Source organism: Microbulbifer maximicatervae (SeqCode), assembly GCF_052468295.1.
The window spans coordinates 4,998,759-5,015,223 of sequence record NZ_CP174340.1 but is presented as its reverse complement, the minus strand read 5'-3'; the positions used below and the strand labels follow the sequence as shown (position 1 = coordinate 5,015,223).

Annotated in this window: 13 protein-coding genes; 6 read left to right on the top strand and 7 right to left on the bottom strand. The window is 53.5% G+C overall.

Annotation, left to right across the window (positions count from 1 at the left end; genetic code table 11):
- Positions 1-417: a MerR family transcriptional regulator gene (locus ACJJIQ_RS22130; protein WP_444911985.1), complete on the bottom strand. Its 417-nt coding sequence runs from the start codon at positions 415-417 to the stop codon at positions 1-3.
- Between the two features lie 98 nt (positions 418-515).
- A complete protein-coding gene (locus ACJJIQ_RS22125) occupies positions 516-1,628 on the bottom strand; it encodes a hypothetical protein (RefSeq protein WP_444895379.1) in 1,113 nt (370 codons plus the stop codon).
- Between the two features lie 310 nt (positions 1,629-1,938).
- Between ACJJIQ_RS22125 and serB the strand changes: the two genes are divergently transcribed.
- On the top strand, positions 1,939-3,048 hold the full coding sequence (gene serB, locus ACJJIQ_RS22120; RefSeq protein ID WP_445363060.1) for a phosphoserine phosphatase SerB: 1,110 nt from the start codon (positions 1,939-1,941) through the stop codon (positions 3,046-3,048).
- Positions 3,049-3,475: 427 nt separating this feature from the next.
- On the opposite strand, the gene ACJJIQ_RS22115 is transcribed toward serB, so the two are convergent.
- Complete coding sequence (locus tag ACJJIQ_RS22115) at positions 3,476-5,419, bottom strand: M1 family metallopeptidase (RefSeq protein WP_445363059.1); 1,944 nt, start codon at positions 5,417-5,419, stop codon at positions 3,476-3,478.
- A gap of 311 nt (positions 5,420-5,730) precedes the next feature.
- On the opposite strand from ACJJIQ_RS22115, the gene ACJJIQ_RS22110 reads away from it, so the two are divergent.
- Positions 5,731-7,392 carry an alkaline phosphatase D family protein gene (locus ACJJIQ_RS22110; protein WP_445363058.1) on the top strand — a complete coding sequence of 554 codons (1,662 nt, stop codon included), beginning with the start codon at positions 5,731-5,733 and terminating at the stop codon, positions 7,390-7,392.
- A 69-nt stretch (positions 7,393-7,461) separates the two neighbouring features.
- Here the strand turns inward: ACJJIQ_RS22110 and ACJJIQ_RS22105 are convergent, their stop codons facing one another.
- The 3 genes from ACJJIQ_RS22105 to ACJJIQ_RS22095 all read right to left on the bottom strand — a co-directional run bounded on the left by ACJJIQ_RS22105 (position 7,462) and on the right by ACJJIQ_RS22095 (position 11,436).
- Positions 7,462-9,549, bottom strand: coding sequence for a GGDEF/EAL domain-containing response regulator (locus tag ACJJIQ_RS22105; protein ID WP_445363057.1), 2,088 nt, complete (start codon positions 9,547-9,549; stop codon positions 7,462-7,464).
- A gap of 374 nt (positions 9,550-9,923) precedes the next feature.
- Positions 9,924-10,964 (bottom strand): EF-P beta-lysylation protein EpmB, encoded by a 1,041-nt coding sequence (gene epmB, locus ACJJIQ_RS22100; protein WP_445363056.1) that lies wholly within the window; start codon positions 10,962-10,964, stop codon positions 9,924-9,926.
- Between the two features lie 262 nt (positions 10,965-11,226).
- Positions 11,227-11,436: a hypothetical protein gene (locus tag ACJJIQ_RS22095; protein ID WP_445363055.1), complete on the bottom strand. Its 210-nt coding sequence runs from the start codon at positions 11,434-11,436 to the stop codon at positions 11,227-11,229.
- A gap of 545 nt (positions 11,437-11,981) precedes the next feature.
- Here ACJJIQ_RS22095 and ACJJIQ_RS22090 point away from each other — a divergent pair.
- The 4 genes from ACJJIQ_RS22090 (at position 11,982) to epmA (ending at position 15,581) form a co-directional block, all read left to right on the top strand.
- Positions 11,982-12,692 (top strand): iron-containing redox enzyme family protein, encoded by a 711-nt coding sequence (locus ACJJIQ_RS22090; RefSeq protein WP_444926508.1) that lies wholly within the window; start codon positions 11,982-11,984, stop codon positions 12,690-12,692.
- 202 nt (positions 12,693-12,894) lie between these two features.
- Entirely contained in the window at positions 12,895-13,689 is a 795-nt protein-coding gene (locus ACJJIQ_RS22085; RefSeq protein WP_444911975.1) for an aldolase, read from the top strand.
- 312 nt (positions 13,690-14,001) lie between these two features.
- Complete coding sequence (gene efp / locus ACJJIQ_RS22080; protein WP_108731510.1) at positions 14,002-14,574, top strand: elongation factor P; 573 nt, start codon at positions 14,002-14,004, stop codon at positions 14,572-14,574.
- Between the two features lie 53 nt (positions 14,575-14,627).
- Entirely contained in the window at positions 14,628-15,581 is a 954-nt protein-coding gene (epmA, locus tag ACJJIQ_RS22075; protein ID WP_444934730.1) for an EF-P lysine aminoacylase EpmA, read from the top strand.
- Here epmA and ACJJIQ_RS22070 read toward each other — a convergent pair.
- Positions 15,568-16,380: a GNAT family N-acetyltransferase gene (locus ACJJIQ_RS22070; protein ID WP_445363054.1), complete on the bottom strand. Its 813-nt coding sequence runs from the start codon at positions 16,378-16,380 to the stop codon at positions 15,568-15,570. The genes epmA and ACJJIQ_RS22070 overlap by 14 nt on opposite strands.
- Between the last annotated feature and the right edge of the window lie 85 nt (positions 16,381-16,465).

Here is a 16,465-nt window from a genome sequence, read left to right as displayed (position 1 = left end):
TTAGGAAACGCTGCTGTCATCGCTTTGCGCCAGGGACTCACGGGCCCTGGATTCAGCTTCATCCAACTCTTCCATGAGGCTTTCGATATCCCGCAGTTGCTGTTGTAACTGCAGTCGCTTTTGCGCGATGCGCTCCAATAGACGGTGCAACTGCTCCACATTGCCGTGGGCCGGATCGTACATATCGATAATTTCGCGACTCTCATCCAGGGAGAATCCCAGCCGCTTTCCCCGCAGGATCAGCTTTAGACGCACACGCTCTTCAGGGCTATAGACGCGGGTCTGGCCGCGACGCTCCGGATTGAGCAGGCCCTTGTCCTCATAGAAGCGGATGGCGCGAGTAGTGATATCGAACTCCCGCGCCAGCTCGGAAATGCTGTAACTATGGGGCTCCATTTGGCTTGCTTCTGCTTTCATAACGACTTCCTCAAGATGCCATCAAGCCTAGCAAGAGTTTACGTTAACGTAAACGTAAAGCACGCGCGAAAAAAGAACCCTAAGGCAGTTCCAGTCACTTAGCCCACGGGGGTCCTGTGGGGAGTAGACTCAGCGCCGAGCAGCTGTTGTAGCTGATTGTTGAGAAGTTTTTGATAGGAAGGGGTTAGGCCAGTCACCTCCAATGCCCAACCGGCACCGTGGTGCTCAATTCGCCCCACCAGGGAACTGTCCTCAAGAAGTTCCGGGTGCAAAAACAAGCCACGGGACTGGTTGAGTAGCTGATCGGCACAGAAATCCGGACTCTGTGGCTGGGATGGGACTACCGCCAGAGCCAGCTTCAAACCGGTCGCACGGCTAACGCTCTGCATCTCCCGCAGCAATAAACCACAGCAGACTGCGCGGAAGGCCGCATCAGTTCCAGAGAAATCCAGGCCGATCTGTGGCCCGGCGCAACTCAGGGGGGTGGCACCGTATATGCGCTGCAGCAAACGCATACGTCCATCTAGCTCCCGCTGCAAACCCTCCAGGGCGCTGCGACTTAACTGGTTGCCCAACTGCGCCCAGTTAAGGGGGCGAAGATAAAGCCCAACGCTGGGCTCGGTAACTTCAGCTACAGCTTGAGCAGACTCAGTAACTTGTGCGGGCAATTTGCGCTCCCGGGACAAGCTACCGGTAAGCAGGGCCGCAGCTGCACTAAATGGCAGGGCAAAAACGAGGGTCAGCAACAAGCTGGCCCAAGGGAAGGTAACGGAATTACCAGGCTCAAACGCTACGGTAATATTGCCGGCAATACTATCGTGCAGGACCACTGGCTCGGTGATCGTCTCCCCCTCTTTCAGGTCCCCCACTTCGGCCAGGGAATTCGATTCCACATCCTCAATTAAAATGCCGGAAACCATTGGAAGCTCCAGCAGTTGGCGAGCGATCAGCTGTAAGCTGATACGATCCCCGGCCACAATACTCTCCAGGCTCTGCCCCGCGAGAATAGTCGCTGCCGCCTTTGCGGTAACTCTGTCTCGCTCTATCTGGCCGGTGCGCTGCTGACCATAAAAATGCCCCAATGCCGCCGCACAGAATATTGCCAGTGTTAGCCAAATAACCAGCGCCAATAGGCGCTGACGGGCGCGTTTGGACAACTGTGCTAATTGAGCCGGTATTTTGCGAAGAATAGATACAATGGAAACTGACATAAACGGCGGCAGACATCTTGCGTATTGTTTTTTTACTATTGCCCCAGCTGTTTTGGAGCAGCGAGCATTTTAACGGTAGGCACCAAAATTGTGCATACCCAATTAATTCCTGAGCGATTGATAAAGCAGACGGCGAAATAGTTCAATTCAACTCGCACAATTCGAAAAGGAATTTTACTCCCCATTCGAACTGAGCCCATTAAAACCCCTGCTGACCGGCAATCAATGAAATTAAAGCCCGGCAATTTTAGCGAAGAATCTCATAAGAGCTATAATGCGCCGGACATTTAATTCAATCGGGACAGAGCTTATGGGTGATCAAATAAATTCACAGGAATTCCACCTCTCCCTGAAACAGATTTCCCAGGCTTCAGGAAGTGGCACCCTGCGCTACCTGAGCTATCGAGATCAAGTCGCCAAGCTCGGCCTGGAGTATTCCGGTGTAGCCCCTTTTCCCGGTGAGGCTACGGACTTTACCCCGCCCCCCGAAGAACCGAGTGCACTTGAAGCCATTTGGTGTATCACCCTGCTGAGCCCCTCTGCCTCCCTGGCCCAACTCCAATACCTTCTGCGATTTTTTGGTGAACAACAGTGGAGCCTATTCGCCGCTGATACTTTGGCACAAAGACACGATCGCACCGTTATCCGCTTCCAAATTGATGGCGACCTCGATTTTGACAGCGCGCGCCTGGCCTGCCTTGGAGTGGCCGATGAGTTGGGAGTAGACCTAACAATCCAGGCTTCTGTTACCCAGAGGGTGCCAAAGCTGGCGGGCTTTGATATGGATTCAACCCTGATTGATGCTGAAGTCATTGACGAGCTGGCAAAAATTACTGGTATCGGTGATCAGGTTGCCGCTATCACCCAATCTGCCATGGCCGGGGACATAGACTTCTGCGAGAGTTTTAAACGGCGAATGGCCCTGCTAAAAGGTTTTTCCGAGCAGCGTTTGGCAGAAATTGCCCGGGAATTGCCGTTAAAAGAAGGGGCCTATGAATTGCTGGCAGCCTTGCGCGCACTGGGCTGCAAAACGGCACTGCTTTCTGGCGGCTTTACCTACTTCGCGAAATTCCTGCAGCGAGAGCGCCTGCCCCTGGATTATATCCATGCCAATGAACTGACATTTGCCGAAGGGGCCCTCACCGGCGAAGTAGTGGAACCCATTATTGATGGCGATCGCAAACGCAAGTTACTGCAGGAAATTGCCGGAAGCTTAGATTTGGCGCTGGAAAGTGTGGTCGCTATGGGTGACGGCGCCAACGATATTCCCATGTTGAATTTAGGGGAACTGGGTATCGCCATTCACCCCAAGCCCAAGGTGAGGCTACAGGCCCCCCAGGCCATCAATCTGTTTGGCCTGGACGCCGCCCTCTACTTATTTGGTCTCAATGACCAACAAATTGCCAAGCTCGGGGTATAACCCGGCTTAGCTCTTAAAGCATCGCGTGAGGAAAAGGGAAACTCGGCCGCTTGTTGTGATCCGTGCAAGCACTGGGCCCGGGTTTCTGCCCACAACTGGCAAGAAAAAGCCCCAGGACAACTATTAGTAAAGCCCGTTTATACATAGGTGCCTCCCTTCCTGAGTAAAATCTCTGGGCAGCAGAGTACGCAAAGGCAATCCATTTGAACAGCCGTTTAATGATTTTTATGCCAGAAATCTGGCGTATTAATCACGCTATCGTACCAGTTCACTTGGCTATAAAAACAAACTGAAAGAATGCCCATAAAAAATATTTTGTGGAGCAAACTTTAGCATTAGCCAAAGTGGAAAGGAAAAAGAAAGGGTAGAGTTGTCGCAACTCTCATATTGACCTATGGGAATTGCGACAACCGGGAAAAGAGAGCGATTAACTCTCTTTTTTACCGTAAATAACCAGGCTATTTACTTTTACCGTCAGCGGGTGATAACCCACCTTGGCGCGCTCAAAAATGCGTGCAGCCACGTCTTTTTTACCGGTCTCAACCATATTGCGATATAGCGGGCGCAGGAACTTGTTGCGGCCGATACTGGTGAGGAAATTCTCAAGGCGCTCGAAGGCCGGCTCGTAGTCGTTGCGCACTGCGATCATCAGCCAGCTGAAAGCCACCTCGTTATTGCGGGATTCGGTCAGACCAAAGGCGCCGTCCAATTCCTTCAACTGCGCTTCCGTCAGTTTTTCCGGCATACCATCGAGGAAGTACTTCCACTGGTGGAAAGTCCAGCCTTTGGTATCGATATCCTTCGCCGCCAGTTTGCCGTCCAACCACTGTTGACGCACTGGATCCAATTTAGTGAAGGCATCGGACTTCGGATGCGGCGCACCTTCGGGAATACCCGGATCGAAGATCCACTGAAGGATACGGTCGCGGTCCAGCTTATCGGCGTGCTCAACCAACAGGGTCTTGTCGAGATACTTAACGAAGTCCTCGGTGGTGATGCTCTGGAAGGAGAAGTGGTTGAAGTACTCCATCAGGAAGCGGTCAAACGCTTCGCGACCTACTTTCTGCTCCAGCTCATACAGGAACAGGGAGCCTTTCTCGTAGGGAATATTGGAGAAGACTTCATCGGGGTCACGTCCGCGCAGGTCGATCGCCATAATCTCATCGCGGGGCTCTTTATCAGCCAGATCCGCTTGCAGGTCGTCATAGCCCAGGGCCATTTCCATCTGATAGCGCTCATCACCGTAGACGAACTGCATAATGCGGTTAGTCAGGTAGGTAGTGAAACCTTCATTCAGCCAAAGGTCGCGCCAGCTGGCATTGGTCACCAGGTTGCCGGACCAGGAGTGGGCCAGTTCGTGGGCAATCAGGGCTACCAGGCTCTTATCGCCGGCGATCACCGTCGGAGTGATAAAGCTAAGGCGCGGGTTTTCCATACCACCGAAGGGGAAGCTGGGTGGCAGAATTAGCAGGTCATAACGATCCCAGTGGTAGGGGCCATAAGCCTTTTCAGTCACTTCCAGCATGGATTCGGTATCGGCAAACTCCGCCGCTGCAGATTCCAGCATGGAAGGCTCGGCATAGACACCAGTGCGCTCGCCCATGGGCTTGAACTTCAGGTCACCAACCGCCAGGGCAATCAGGTAGGAGGGAATGCGCTGGGGCATTTCAAACTCGTAGACGCCATCTTTGGCCGCCTGCGGGTCATTGTTCGCACTCATGACTGCGCGCAGTTCTTTCGGAGTGCGTACAGTGGCGTTGTAAGTGATGCGAACTTTCGGGGAGTCCTGCAGTGGAATAAAGCTGCGCGCGTGAATCGCCTGGGCCTGGGTAAACAGGAACGGATGCTTTTTACCCGCAGTCTGCTGGGGCTCCAGCCACTGAACGCCGGAGGCGCCCGGCGCTGTACGGTAGCGGATAGTAATGCTATCGGCATCTTCCGGCAGCTCAATGTTCAGCGGAGTACCCAGGTGACTGTCTTTCTCGCCCATGGAGAATTTTACTGGCGCGCCATTAGCGGATACAGAAACCACTTCCAGTTCGCGGGTATCCAGTACCATCGGCAGGTTCTTGTCGTTGAGACGCTTGAAGTCCAACTTGGCTTCACCTTCAAGAACCTTGCGGGAGAAGTCGACAGTCAGGTCCAGATCCAGGTGCTGAACCTGGTAATCATTGCTGTTGGCAAAAGAGTGGTAATCCACTCCGGACTGGGGCGCTTTTTCAACACCCGGCTTCTTCTCGATCACAGCGGACGCCTTCATCCGCGCGCTCGCACTGTCTAATTCGGCCTTGGAAGGCTCCGACTTGGAACAGCCACCGGCAACGGCAAGGCCGCCAACGATCAGACTGGTACACAGTAAACGGGGCAACATGGGTCTACTCCCTGAGTTCAGCTTTTCAATTTGCGCCACAGGATACCTGACAGAGCGCAGATGAGAAACGACAGGGGACTCTGCACCCACCGTAAGCGGGCACACCGATCCCCCGCTCGAGCCACAGCTACCGACGGTCATGCCGCGTTTTGCCCATAAACCAGATTAATGTCTCACTTTCGTCGCGTTAGGACGAATTTCATGACTAATAGCAGCGAGGGAAGAAAAATACTGACCGGGAATTAATACATCGTTCACTTTGCAGATTCAGACTGCGGGTCCTTCATAACAAGCACTATAAGGAGAACCCCATGTCTCTGTCTCGGAGGCGGTTTCTACAATTTTCCGGCGCAAGCCTGGCGGCCCTGCCCCTACTGAAAGCCTACGGTTCCGGCCAGGAGCCCTTCCAGCACGGCGTGGCCAGCGGTGACCCCCTGGCAGATCGCGTAATTCTCTGGACTCGTATCACTCCGTCCGCCGATCCAGAATTCCAGTCCATGGTGCCCTACACCTGGCAGGTCGCTCTGGACCCGGAAATGGCCATGGTGGTCAATAGCGGCAGCGGTATTACCGGGCCCGATGTGGACTACACCATCAAAGTGGATGCCAGCGGTCTGCAACCCGGCACCAGTTACTACTACCGCTTCTACTCTAACGGTATCGACTCGCCCATAGGCCGCACTCGCACCCTGCCCATCGGCCATGTGGATAAGCTGCGCTTTGCGGTGACCAGCTGCTCCAACTATCCCATGGGTTATTTCAATGTTTACCGGGAAATTGCCCTGCGTGCAGACCTGGATGTGGTACTGCACCTGGGGGATTACATTTATGAGTACGGACCCGGTGGCTACGGTACCGGCACGGGCCTGGGGCGAGAGCCAATCCCCGCCAAGGAAATGGTGGATATTCAGGATTACCGCCTGCGCTACGCCCAGTACCGCTCCGACCCGGATTTACAGGAGGTACACCGCCAACACCCGTTTATCTGTGTCTGGGACGACCATGAAACCACCAACAATGCCTGGGCCGGCGGTGCCGAGAACCACAATGTCCAAGATGGCGAGGGCGATTGGTTTGTACGCCGCTCGGTGGCCAACCAGGCCTACTTCGAGTGGATGCCCATCCGCGATAACGGCATCTTTGATCTATTTGGTGACAGGGCCATCTACCGCAGCTTCCGCTTCGGCAACCTGATGGACCTGATGATGCTGGATACCCGCATCGCCGCGCGCTCCGAGCAGGCCAACTGGTTCGATCAGCAGACCGCCGACGACCCGGAGCGCAGCATCCTCGGTACCCAGCAGGAACAATGGCTGCACAGTAGCCTGACCCAGTCCCAGTCGGATGGCGTACGCTGGCGGGTATTGGGGCAACAAGTAATGATGGCGCAACTCACCCTGGCTCGGGATTTGTCTGTGAATATGGACCAGTGGGATGGTTACACCGCATCCCGCGAGCGCCTGTTCAACCACATTGCCGACAATAATATCGACAATTTTGTCGTCCTCACTGGAGATATCCACAGCTCCTGGGCCTGGGACCTGGCCAGCAATCCTTTCAGTATTTTGAAATACGGGCGCCTGACCGGACGCGGCGCCCTCGGCGGAGAATTTGTCACCCCCGGAGTAACCTCCAGCTTCCTGGACAAATCCCACCTGACGGATGTTGCAGCGATTGCTATGGACGGGTTAATACCGCACCTCAAGTGGGTGGAGATAACCCAGCGCGGTTACCTGCTGATGGATGTTTCCCACTCCCGCGCCAAGGCCCACTGGTATCACGTGGATACAGTCACCAGCCAGAATTACAACGCCAGCCTGGCAAGAATCTATAAGCAGAAAGCGGGGCAAAACCATATCCAGCGCGCTTGGAGTGAAAGCACAGCTGATGAGTTGGTACCGGCACCGGCACCGCAGTACGGCGCCCTAGCGCGCAATACCATCGCCGCCCTACGCAGCCGCTACAACGTCTGATTTGCAGGCAATAAAAAACCGCACCCCTGTTAAGGCGGTGCGGTTTTTTTAAAAGCTTACAGAGAGAAATTATTCGAGACTGAAATCGAAGTTCATATCCTCCGCCGGCGCCTGCACATAGTACCCCTGAATATAATCAGTACCGGTCTGCCACAAAGTCGGCAGCATACTGGCCTGCTCAATATGGGGCACTATCACCTTGGTATCCGCCTCACCCAAGCGCTGTACCAATCCTGCCAGGGAGTCACTGCTCTCGCCTTCATCCTGGACCTCGCGCACGAAGGAGGGATCGATCTTGGCGATATCCACTTTCACATGCTCAAGAGCCTTGAACGGATTGAGCCCGGTGCCGAAATGACAGACCGAAACGCGACAGCCCAATTGCTGGACCTGAGTGGTAAAGTCCCGGGCCGCGTGCAGGTTGCTGTTGATATCCTCCTGACGCAACTGGAAGATCACCGTTCCCGGCGCAACCTTGGCAGCTTTGAAGGCAACCCCCAGCCAGCCGGGTAAGCTGCTGTCCACCAGTGAAGCAGTGGTGATATGTAGCACCAAAGAAATATTCTTGCCCTCAGCCCTGGCGGCTGCGGCGGCCTTGATCGCGGTAATAATTACCCAGCGATCCATTTTCGCCGACAGGCCCGCATCGCCAAGTTCCTGCAGGAAGGCCAGCGGCGCCAGCTCTTCCTTGTCATCGAGCATACGCACCAATACTTCGTACAGTTGCTCACCAGTTCCCTGCAAACTGAGAATTGGCTGATAGAGCAGCTTCAGGCTGCCGGCCTCCAGCGCCTGAACCACTCGTGCACGGTGATAGGTATCGGCATCGGCGCCACCTTCAGTATCCGGCTCGTAGAGCGCAAAATTCCCACCTTTCTTTTCTTCACCCTGAGCCTGCTTGTGAGCAGATAGCGCTTGGTCCAGCACCTGTTGCGCACCGCTGGAGGCCTCGCTCATCAGGGAAATACCGATAGAGGCGGTAATTTGCAGGGTTTTGCCATCCGCATCGAAAATGGTGTCGGAAATCTTCTTCAATATGTCCTGCGCGCGTTGCTCAATGCTGTCCGGAGTTGTATTCGGGCTGAGCAGGCAGAAAGCATCTTCACTGTACCGGGCCAGGGTATCGCCACTGCGTTGACAGGATTTGAGTAATTCCGCCATGCCTTTTTGCAGGGCGTCGGCGCCGGCCACCCCAACAACTTTCAACACTTCATCTTCAAAGCGATCCACTTCTATCAGCATCAGACCGCCAGTATTGTGGGAGTCCGCTGCAGATTTGATGCTGGAATCCAGTACCTGCAGGAAGTGCTGACGGTTGAAAAGCCCGGTCAGCGAATCGCGGTTCTTGATATCGCTGAGCTGCGCTTCCAATTGCTCCGTATCCCCCCGGCGCGAGGCAATACGCACCTGCAGACAGCGCTCATCGTCGTAGGTGGTGCTGAGTACTTCTGCGCGAGTGGGTAGAGATTCGCCAGAGGCGGTCTTAGCGGTAAATTTCCACTCTTTCGCCTCCAGCTCATTGTTGTCGATGGCGCAGCTTTTGAGGAATTCACGCCCCTCTTCCTGTTCACTTTCAGCCAGCATATCAATCAGTGGCTGGTATTCGATGTCCTCGCCAGAGTCGTAACCAAAGCGCTCTGCAAGGGAGTCATTGGCGTAGACGATCAAGCCATCAGAAATATAAGCGATGGCATCTTTGGAGCTATCGAGTAGCTCCTTGGCACGGTTAAGGGTCGCGTGATAGCGGCTGTCGTGTAGGCGAGCTTGACGGCGATTGGCGAGCGCCCCCAGCTCCCGCTGTATCACAAAGAGAAGGTGCTGGTCTTCATCCACCACTACGACATCGCGGGCTCCGAGCTTCAAACCTTCCACCACGGGTTGGGCACCGGTGCGCTCGGTCAGCATAATTACCGGGACATCTTTTTGCAGCTTGCTAATGGTGCGCAACGCCACTGAGGGGGGCACCTGAGTACTGCTTTCAGCCGCGATCACTAAATCCCAGGTTTTATCCTGGAGCAGGCGGTTAAACACAGCCTCGCTGGCCACATGCTGTGCTCGGTTGGGACGGCCTGCGTTGTGCAGCATACTCACAAGGCGCTGGGCTTCCGACGGGGTATCGTGAATCAGGAGAAGTCGTATTGTGTCGTTGCTACTCATTATTTGCTCTATTTTTTTAATGGCGGCACACAGCTACCGCTGGCGGTAATTTTAGGGGGCGTAGAGGATCGCGCACAAGAGCAGATAAAACTGGTACTTGTGACCTAAATCACACAACACTCTCCACTAAAAGCTTCCACCTTTTTTATTTGCGAAGCCAAAGCCACCAATCAAACTATCCAAACCTAAAGAGCCCCTAACTTCAACGCTATAAAGTGAAACAGCAGCTGCTGAATGGGGCGATCCGCCAACTATATCTGCCACCAATATCACACAATTAGCCTAGATCAATTTGGCGATATTTACCCACCCGACAATCCCCTCGTAAAGGCCTCTACCAAATAGGTAAATGGAGCTAGTAATTTTGCACTGTTTCAACAACTCTCAGCAAAGATCGGGGATTTTGATGGGACGCCGGGGATTTCACGCACCAGTTTTGGTACCAGATAACCGGGTAACTGCTGGCGGAGATGTTCGATTAGCTCCAGCGCTTTCGCATCAGAGACTTCAAAATGTGCGGCACCATTTACTCGATCCAGCTGATGCAAATAGTACGGAAGTACTCCTGCTGCAAAGAGGGATTCGCTCAACGCACCCAGCGCCTCGCGACTATCATTGACGCCTTTTAATAGCACCGCTTGGTTGAGCAGGGTGACCCCTGCGCTTCGCAACTTTTGCAGAGACTCCCGCACTTCACTATCAATTTCATTGGCGTGGTTGCAGTGCAACACCAGCACGGGCTTCAAGCGGGAACCGGTAAACCAATCCAACATTTTCTGGTTTACCCGGCTGGGAGCAACTATCGGGAGGCGGCTGTGAATTCGCAGCTTATCCACATGGGGAATCTCGGCCAGCTCATCGGTGAGCCAGGCCAGTTGACGGTCACTTATAACCAAAGGATCACCGCCGCTCAGGATCACTTCGCGCAGCTCAGTGCGCGCGCGAATGTAGTCTAGAGCTGCTAGGCTCTGTCTGCGAGTTAGGTGGTTGTCACCGTAGGGGAATTCACGTCGGAAACAGTAACGACAATTGACCGCACACTGGCCCGCAGTGATCAGCAGTAGGCGCCCGTGGTATTTGTGAACAACTCCAGGCAGAGGGTTAGCTTCTGCCTCTTCAAGGGGGTCTGAACTAAATCCCGGCACTTTCTCCAACTCATCCGCACCGGGAAAAACCTGTAACAACAATGGGTCTTCGGGATCGCCGCAACGCATGCGCCGGACAAAGGGGCGTGGCACGCGCAGGGAAAAGCCAGAAGCTGCTTGCAAGGCCTTGGGGAGCTTACGCGGGTCTAGCTGTAGTAATTGAATCAACTCTGCCGGATCAGTGACCAGATCAGACAACTCATCCTGCCAGCAGCGGGATTCCTGTGTGTCGATAAGCTCTATACCGGGGGCCGATGATGACGCCATCATGGAGATACACTACAAAATAAGAGATTGTATCAGATCCCCCACTGCAATCTCCCGCCACCACTGACAGTGATACCCCACAAAGGGTGCCGTGACCAGGTAGACATGGGAATTCGCACAAACCCATCAGAGAAATGGCATCTGTTTCAGACCCTATCTAGTGAGTTAGTTGAACCCTCAAATCGATTCCCTAGGGTAATTACATAAACTGAATTTATTTTTGCAGAAACCCTATAAACATAATCAAAAAATCTTCACCAATCTTCTATGGAAAAATATCGGATAGTTGGACTGTATCTTTAAGCAGCCAGAGCCTTAAGGAGCCTCTAAATAACTCCGTAATGCCTCTGCGGGTCTTGAAGGCTGCAGATGTTAGGCGCAGCTCGCCGCGAATGGCCGTAGCCCTTTGCAAGAGCTGCAACGCAGCAGCTGTGGCCTTCAAGGCTCGCCCTTCGGGGCTTGCAGAGCGATTCACACTCCGCGTTGCGACTTCTTGAAAGGTCTAGACATTCCTGCGAAGCCGCGCCTTGATTGTGAACCGCTCTGCATGCCAGAGGTATCATGGAGTTATTTAGAGGCTCCTTAACTCTTCTTTACCTGAATTTAGGAGTGGACTCATTATCGGCGAAGCAAGTATTCACTCTACCTACCAATAAAAACCCCTACCCCACAAAACACTCCGCTGCAATAAAGAAAACCTACACAGTCGACATTTCCACAGTGAATTCAGGGAGCAAAAAACATTTTCTTTGATAAATCCAACAAGGATAAAGCAAAGCAAAAATTATTTATTAATAAAATTTTTATCACTAGAAAAAACATCTTCCAAAAACCATCAACAAATATCAAAAAATTCATAATTCCCTTATTCACAATAGGGATAATTCGGTGTTAATTTAAACGCCGGCAAAGAAAAACCATTTTGTCGACTCCGCCAAAGGCGGACACTATCAAGAAATAAATAAAACACCTAAAAGGTGTTCAAACAGTACGTTTAGAATTACAAAAAGGAATTACCCAATGGAAATGCAGCTTGAATTGCTTGAAGCCAATAAAGACCTACTGATTGAGCAAACTCGCGCACATCCTTTCTTGAAGCGTTGCCGTGAAGGCTCCATTACGCTGGACGAATTAAAAATATTTTTGGTTCAACAAGGTATTTACAGTGGATTTTTTGTTAGATATCTCTGTGCAATGATGGCAAACCTCCCGAGTAACCACGAAGTCCTGGAGCTTGCCGAAAATCTAATGGAAGAGCTGGGCCTGGAACCAGACAGCCCCAAACCCCACGCAGAAATCTATCGCGAAACCCTCGAGCATTTTGGTTTGACCCTGGAAAACGCAGAAGTTTTACCAGGCACTCAGCACCTGATCGATACCATGTTCAAAAACTGCCGGGACCTCAGGGCCAGTGCAGGATTGGGCGCCCTATGCCTGGGAGCCGAAGCCCTGGTACCCGATTTATATACAGATATTGTTGCCGGATTCCGCTCTTGCGGTGTAACCGATACAGAAATGCAATTTTTCCTGCTGCATATTGAATGTGATGACGGCCATGCAGAAACCATTCGCGATATTATGGTAGATATCGGCTCCAAGGATCCCAGCCAACTGGACATAATGCTCGAAGCCGGGCGCCACCTTGTAGAGGCTCGCTTACAATTCTTCGATTCTATTGAAACCGCCTACCACTCCACTAAACATAAAAAAGCTGAAGCTGTTACAGCTTAATGAGCAAGCACTTATCAACCCACTCACAGGTGTTGTTGGAGAAAGCACGGGCATAGGGAAATGCCACCAACATAAATTCGACAGAGATCGAATCATTTTGAGTTAGGTTTTTAAAAATTATTCTGCGATAAGAAAATAAAAAAGGAAAATTTATTAAATATCGCAGAATTAATATGACTTGCTGTGAGAATTGGAGATAACAATGGCTGAAACACTATCACTGGCAAAAAACGAACTGGTTGAACGAGCCAGTGAAGCAATGAAACAGCACCTCAGCACCCCCGAGTGGTCTCTGAGAGAAAAGCTTGCGCTGACTTGCCGAATTTTATTTAACGATGGTCACGACTCCGGCCTGGCTGGGCAAATTACCGCCCGCGCGGAAAAACCCGGTACTTATTACACCCAACGCCTGGGCCTCGGCTTCGATGAAATTACCTCATCCAACTTATTGGAGGTCAACGAAGACCTCGAAGTACTGTCCGGAGAGGGCATGGCCAATCCGGCCAACCGCTTTCACTCCTGGATCTACCGGGCGCGCCCCGATGTGAACTGCATCGTGCATACCCACCCCATGCACGTATGTGCGCTTTCCATGCTGGAGCGCCCGCTAAAGATTTCCCATATGGACGCCTGCATGTTGTATGAGGATATTGCCTTCCTCAAAGACTGGCCGGGTGTACCCGTGGGTAACAGCGAGGGCGAGCTGATTTCCGCCGCTATTGGGGACAAGCGTGCAATCCTACTGGGACACCACGGCCTGATTATGGCCTGTCGCTCTGTAGAGGAAGCCTGTGTAATGGCGGTTCAGTGCGAGCGCGCTGCCAAACTGCAAATATTGGCTGAATCAGCCGGCACCATCCAGGATATTGATCCCGAACTGGGCCGCGAAGCCCACGACTGGATTCTCCAAGAAAAGCGCACGCAAGCGACTTTTGCTTACTTTGTGCGCCGCATGCAGAGAAAAGGTTATGGCGGCGGGGACGACCCATTAAGTTAAGTGCTTTTGTGCAATGGGCTAAAGCCCATTGCACTGCCGGCTGTCCCAATAATTACAGCTTGGCGATAACAACCGGAACGCCTCCCCTCCATTTCTCTCTGGTATTCGTTCAAGCTCCCACCCTCCTGTATAATCCCGCTCCATCATGCAGGGCTGGCGGTGAAGTCTCTTTTCCCCAGCCAGACGAGTTACCTGCGGCTACCATTTGTGGCGGAAGCGGAGGGCGTTAGCCCAGCCTTGGCCGGAATCGGCTAGAAACAAAAAACTCGTTAAAAATCATATAGATAAATGACTTAAAGGGCTCTATTTGCTATGGCTAGTTACTCCACTAACGAATTCAAGGGCGGCCTCAAGGTGATGCTGGACGGCGACCCCTGCTCAATCGTGGAAAACGAATTCGTCAAACCTGGTAAGGGCCAGGCGTTCAACCGCGTGAAGCTTCGCAACCTGAAAACCGGTCGCGTATGGGAGCGCACCTTCCGCTCCGGTGAAAGCCTGGAAGCTGCGGACGTGATGGATCGCGAAATGGAATACTTGTACAACGATGGCGAGTTTTACCATTTCATGGAGCCCGAGACTTTTGAACAGCACCAAGCCAGCAGCGATGCTGTGGGCGATGCTTCAAAATGGCTCAAAGAGCAGGATATCTGCACTGTAACCCTGTACAACGGCTCTCCGCTGGCAGTTACTCCACCCAACCACGTAATCCTGGAAATTACCGATACCGATCCGGGCCTGCGCGGAGACACCGCCCAGGGCGGCACCAAGCCGGCCACTTTGGCTACCGGCGCCGTTGTGAAGGTTCCTCTGTTCCTGGAAATCGGTGAAACCATCAAGGTAGACACCCGCACCGCCGAATACCTGGGCCGTGCCAAGGAAGACTAAGTACCTCCTCCCCTCGAGCGGCCTACGGCCGCTCATCTCCAGAGCTACCTCCCATGAGCACAGATACCTGGCACCCCACCGCCACTATTGCAGCCCTGCGCCAACGCGCTGCTCTACTCGCTGAAATACGCACATTTTTTGCTGAACGAAACGTTGTGGAAGCCGAAGTTCCGGTGCTATCCCAGCGCGCCACCAGCGACCCCCATATCGAGTCCATCACCACAGAGTGCCGGGGCGAAAACGCCTACCTGGCCACCAGCCCGGAATTTGGTTTAAAGCGTTTACTCGCCGCAGGACTCGGAGATTGCTATTACTTGGGTAAGGCTTTTCGCCAGGGCGAATCCGGCGGTCGACACAACCCCGAGTTCACCATGTTGGAGTGGTACCGCTGCGGTTGGGACGATCACCAACTGATGGAGGAGGTCGCCAAGCTGCTCTGCAGTATTTTGGCGACGGACCAGGTTCAGTCCCTCAGTTACCGGGAATTGTTTTTAAGGGAGCTGCAACTGGACCCCCACAGTGCCAGCGAAGCCGAGCTGATTTCCTGCGTTAAGCGGGAAATGGAATTGTCTTTTGTACCCCGTGAACGCAGTGAGTGCCTGGACCTGCTGATGAGCCACCGCCTGGAACCCACCATGGGTGAGGGCATCACCCTGCTCTACGACTTCCCTGCAGAGCAAGCAGCACTGGCAAAAGTGGTGGCGGACGAACAGGGGACGCCCGTAGCCAGGCGCTTCGAAGCCTATGTGGGTGGATTGGAACTGGCCAATGGCTATTGGGAGCTGACCGACAGCGCGGAACAGCAGCGCCGCTTTGAAAAGGATCTGGAATACCGCCGTGCTAACCAGCGCCCTGTACACCCCTTTGAAGAGCGTCTGGTTGCGGCCCTGGAGCAAGGCATGCCCGAGTGCGCCGGGGTCGCGCTGGGAGTCGACCGACTGCTGATGTTAAAAGCCGGTTACCAATCGATTGAGGAAGTTATCGCCTTCCCTTTCAGTCGGGCTTAGCGGCCGCCGGCGCCGGAGTGTATTGATAGCGGGCAACCTCGCCAACTGCAAAAAAGCCACTATCGAGCAGTAGCGGCTGGCGATCCGCCGGCACTAAAGCTACAAGATTTTTATGGTGGCTACCCTGGGCAGCGGTTAGCAGATGCTTGAACAGGGCCCGACCAATCCCGCGACCCCGGTAATCCGGAAGTGTCACCAGGTCATAGAGCCCCAGTGCATCCGCTGCCGCAAACAGGCAACCGACGGCCACCGGCACACCATCCAGCTTAGCGAGAAATAATTTCAGTCGCCCGCGCCGCTGCTCGGGGATTTCCTGCAGGCCCTGATAGAAGTGCGCCAACTGTGCCCCCTCCAGCTCCCCTGCCGCCGCTGCCTGCACCGCGCCGTAATCAAGCAAGGCCTCTTTTTTCACCGCACAAATGGCTAACTGTTCCACTACCGGAACCTCGGCAGCGCTGAGTCGGGGTATCTCGGCGGCCATAGCTACCACGGACTGGCGCCGCTTTAGTCCAAGCTCATCCAAAGCGTCATTGTCCAGGGGTTTGGAGGCACTGTGCCAAAGGGTGAAGGGGCTGTGCCGCTCGGCAAAATAATCCAGCGCAAAACGCTGAATAATGCGCGGCGGCATTACCATATTGGAAATCACCTGATTGAGCCCAATGGAAGGCAGGCCGCTATCACTGCGGACAATACCTGTAATTTCCTTGGTGCAATCCGGAGTTACAAGGCTCGCGCGGTAGTCCGCATAAGCCTCCAAATTTCGGCAGGTAAGATTTTTCGCGCTGAGACTATATTTCATGGGTCAAAGGATAGTGCCAAGAACAGTGCCGTTGCATCATTTCCCCAGTGATCCCAGCCCCGCAGCCGGTGTTCGCTACGGGGCG

Bases quoted from the DNA above. Each gene is read 5' to 3' on its own strand.
- ACJJIQ_RS22130 (WP_444911985.1), bottom strand. From the start codon at position 417: ATGAAAGCAGAAGCAAGCCAAATGGAGCCCCATAGTTACAGCATTTCC.
- ACJJIQ_RS22125 (WP_444895379.1), bottom strand. From the start codon at position 1,628: ATGTCAGTTTCCATTGTATCTATTCTTCGCAAAATACCGGCTCAATTA.
- serB (WP_445363060.1), top strand. From the start codon at position 1,939: ATGGGTGATCAAATAAATTCACAGGAATTCCACCTCTCCCTGAAACAG.
- ACJJIQ_RS22115 (WP_445363059.1), bottom strand. From the start codon at position 5,419: ATGTTGCCCCGTTTACTGTGTACCAGTCTGATCGTTGGCGGCCTTGCC.
- ACJJIQ_RS22110 (WP_445363058.1), top strand. From the start codon at position 5,731: ATGTCTCTGTCTCGGAGGCGGTTTCTACAATTTTCCGGCGCAAGCCTG.
- ACJJIQ_RS22105 (WP_445363057.1), bottom strand. From the start codon at position 9,549: ATGAGTAGCAACGACACAATACGACTTCTCCTGATTCACGATACCCCG.
- epmB (WP_445363056.1), bottom strand. From the start codon at position 10,964: ATGATGGCGTCATCATCGGCCCCCGGTATAGAGCTTATCGACACACAG.
- ACJJIQ_RS22090 (WP_444926508.1), top strand. From the start codon at position 11,982: ATGGAAATGCAGCTTGAATTGCTTGAAGCCAATAAAGACCTACTGATT.
- ACJJIQ_RS22085 (WP_444911975.1), top strand. From the start codon at position 12,895: ATGGCTGAAACACTATCACTGGCAAAAAACGAACTGGTTGAACGAGCC.
- efp (WP_108731510.1), top strand. From the start codon at position 14,002: ATGGCTAGTTACTCCACTAACGAATTCAAGGGCGGCCTCAAGGTGATG.
- epmA (WP_444934730.1), top strand. From the start codon at position 14,628: ATGAGCACAGATACCTGGCACCCCACCGCCACTATTGCAGCCCTGCGC.
- ACJJIQ_RS22070 (WP_445363054.1), bottom strand. From the start codon at position 16,380: ATGAAATATAGTCTCAGCGCGAAAAATCTTACCTGCCGAAATTTGGAG.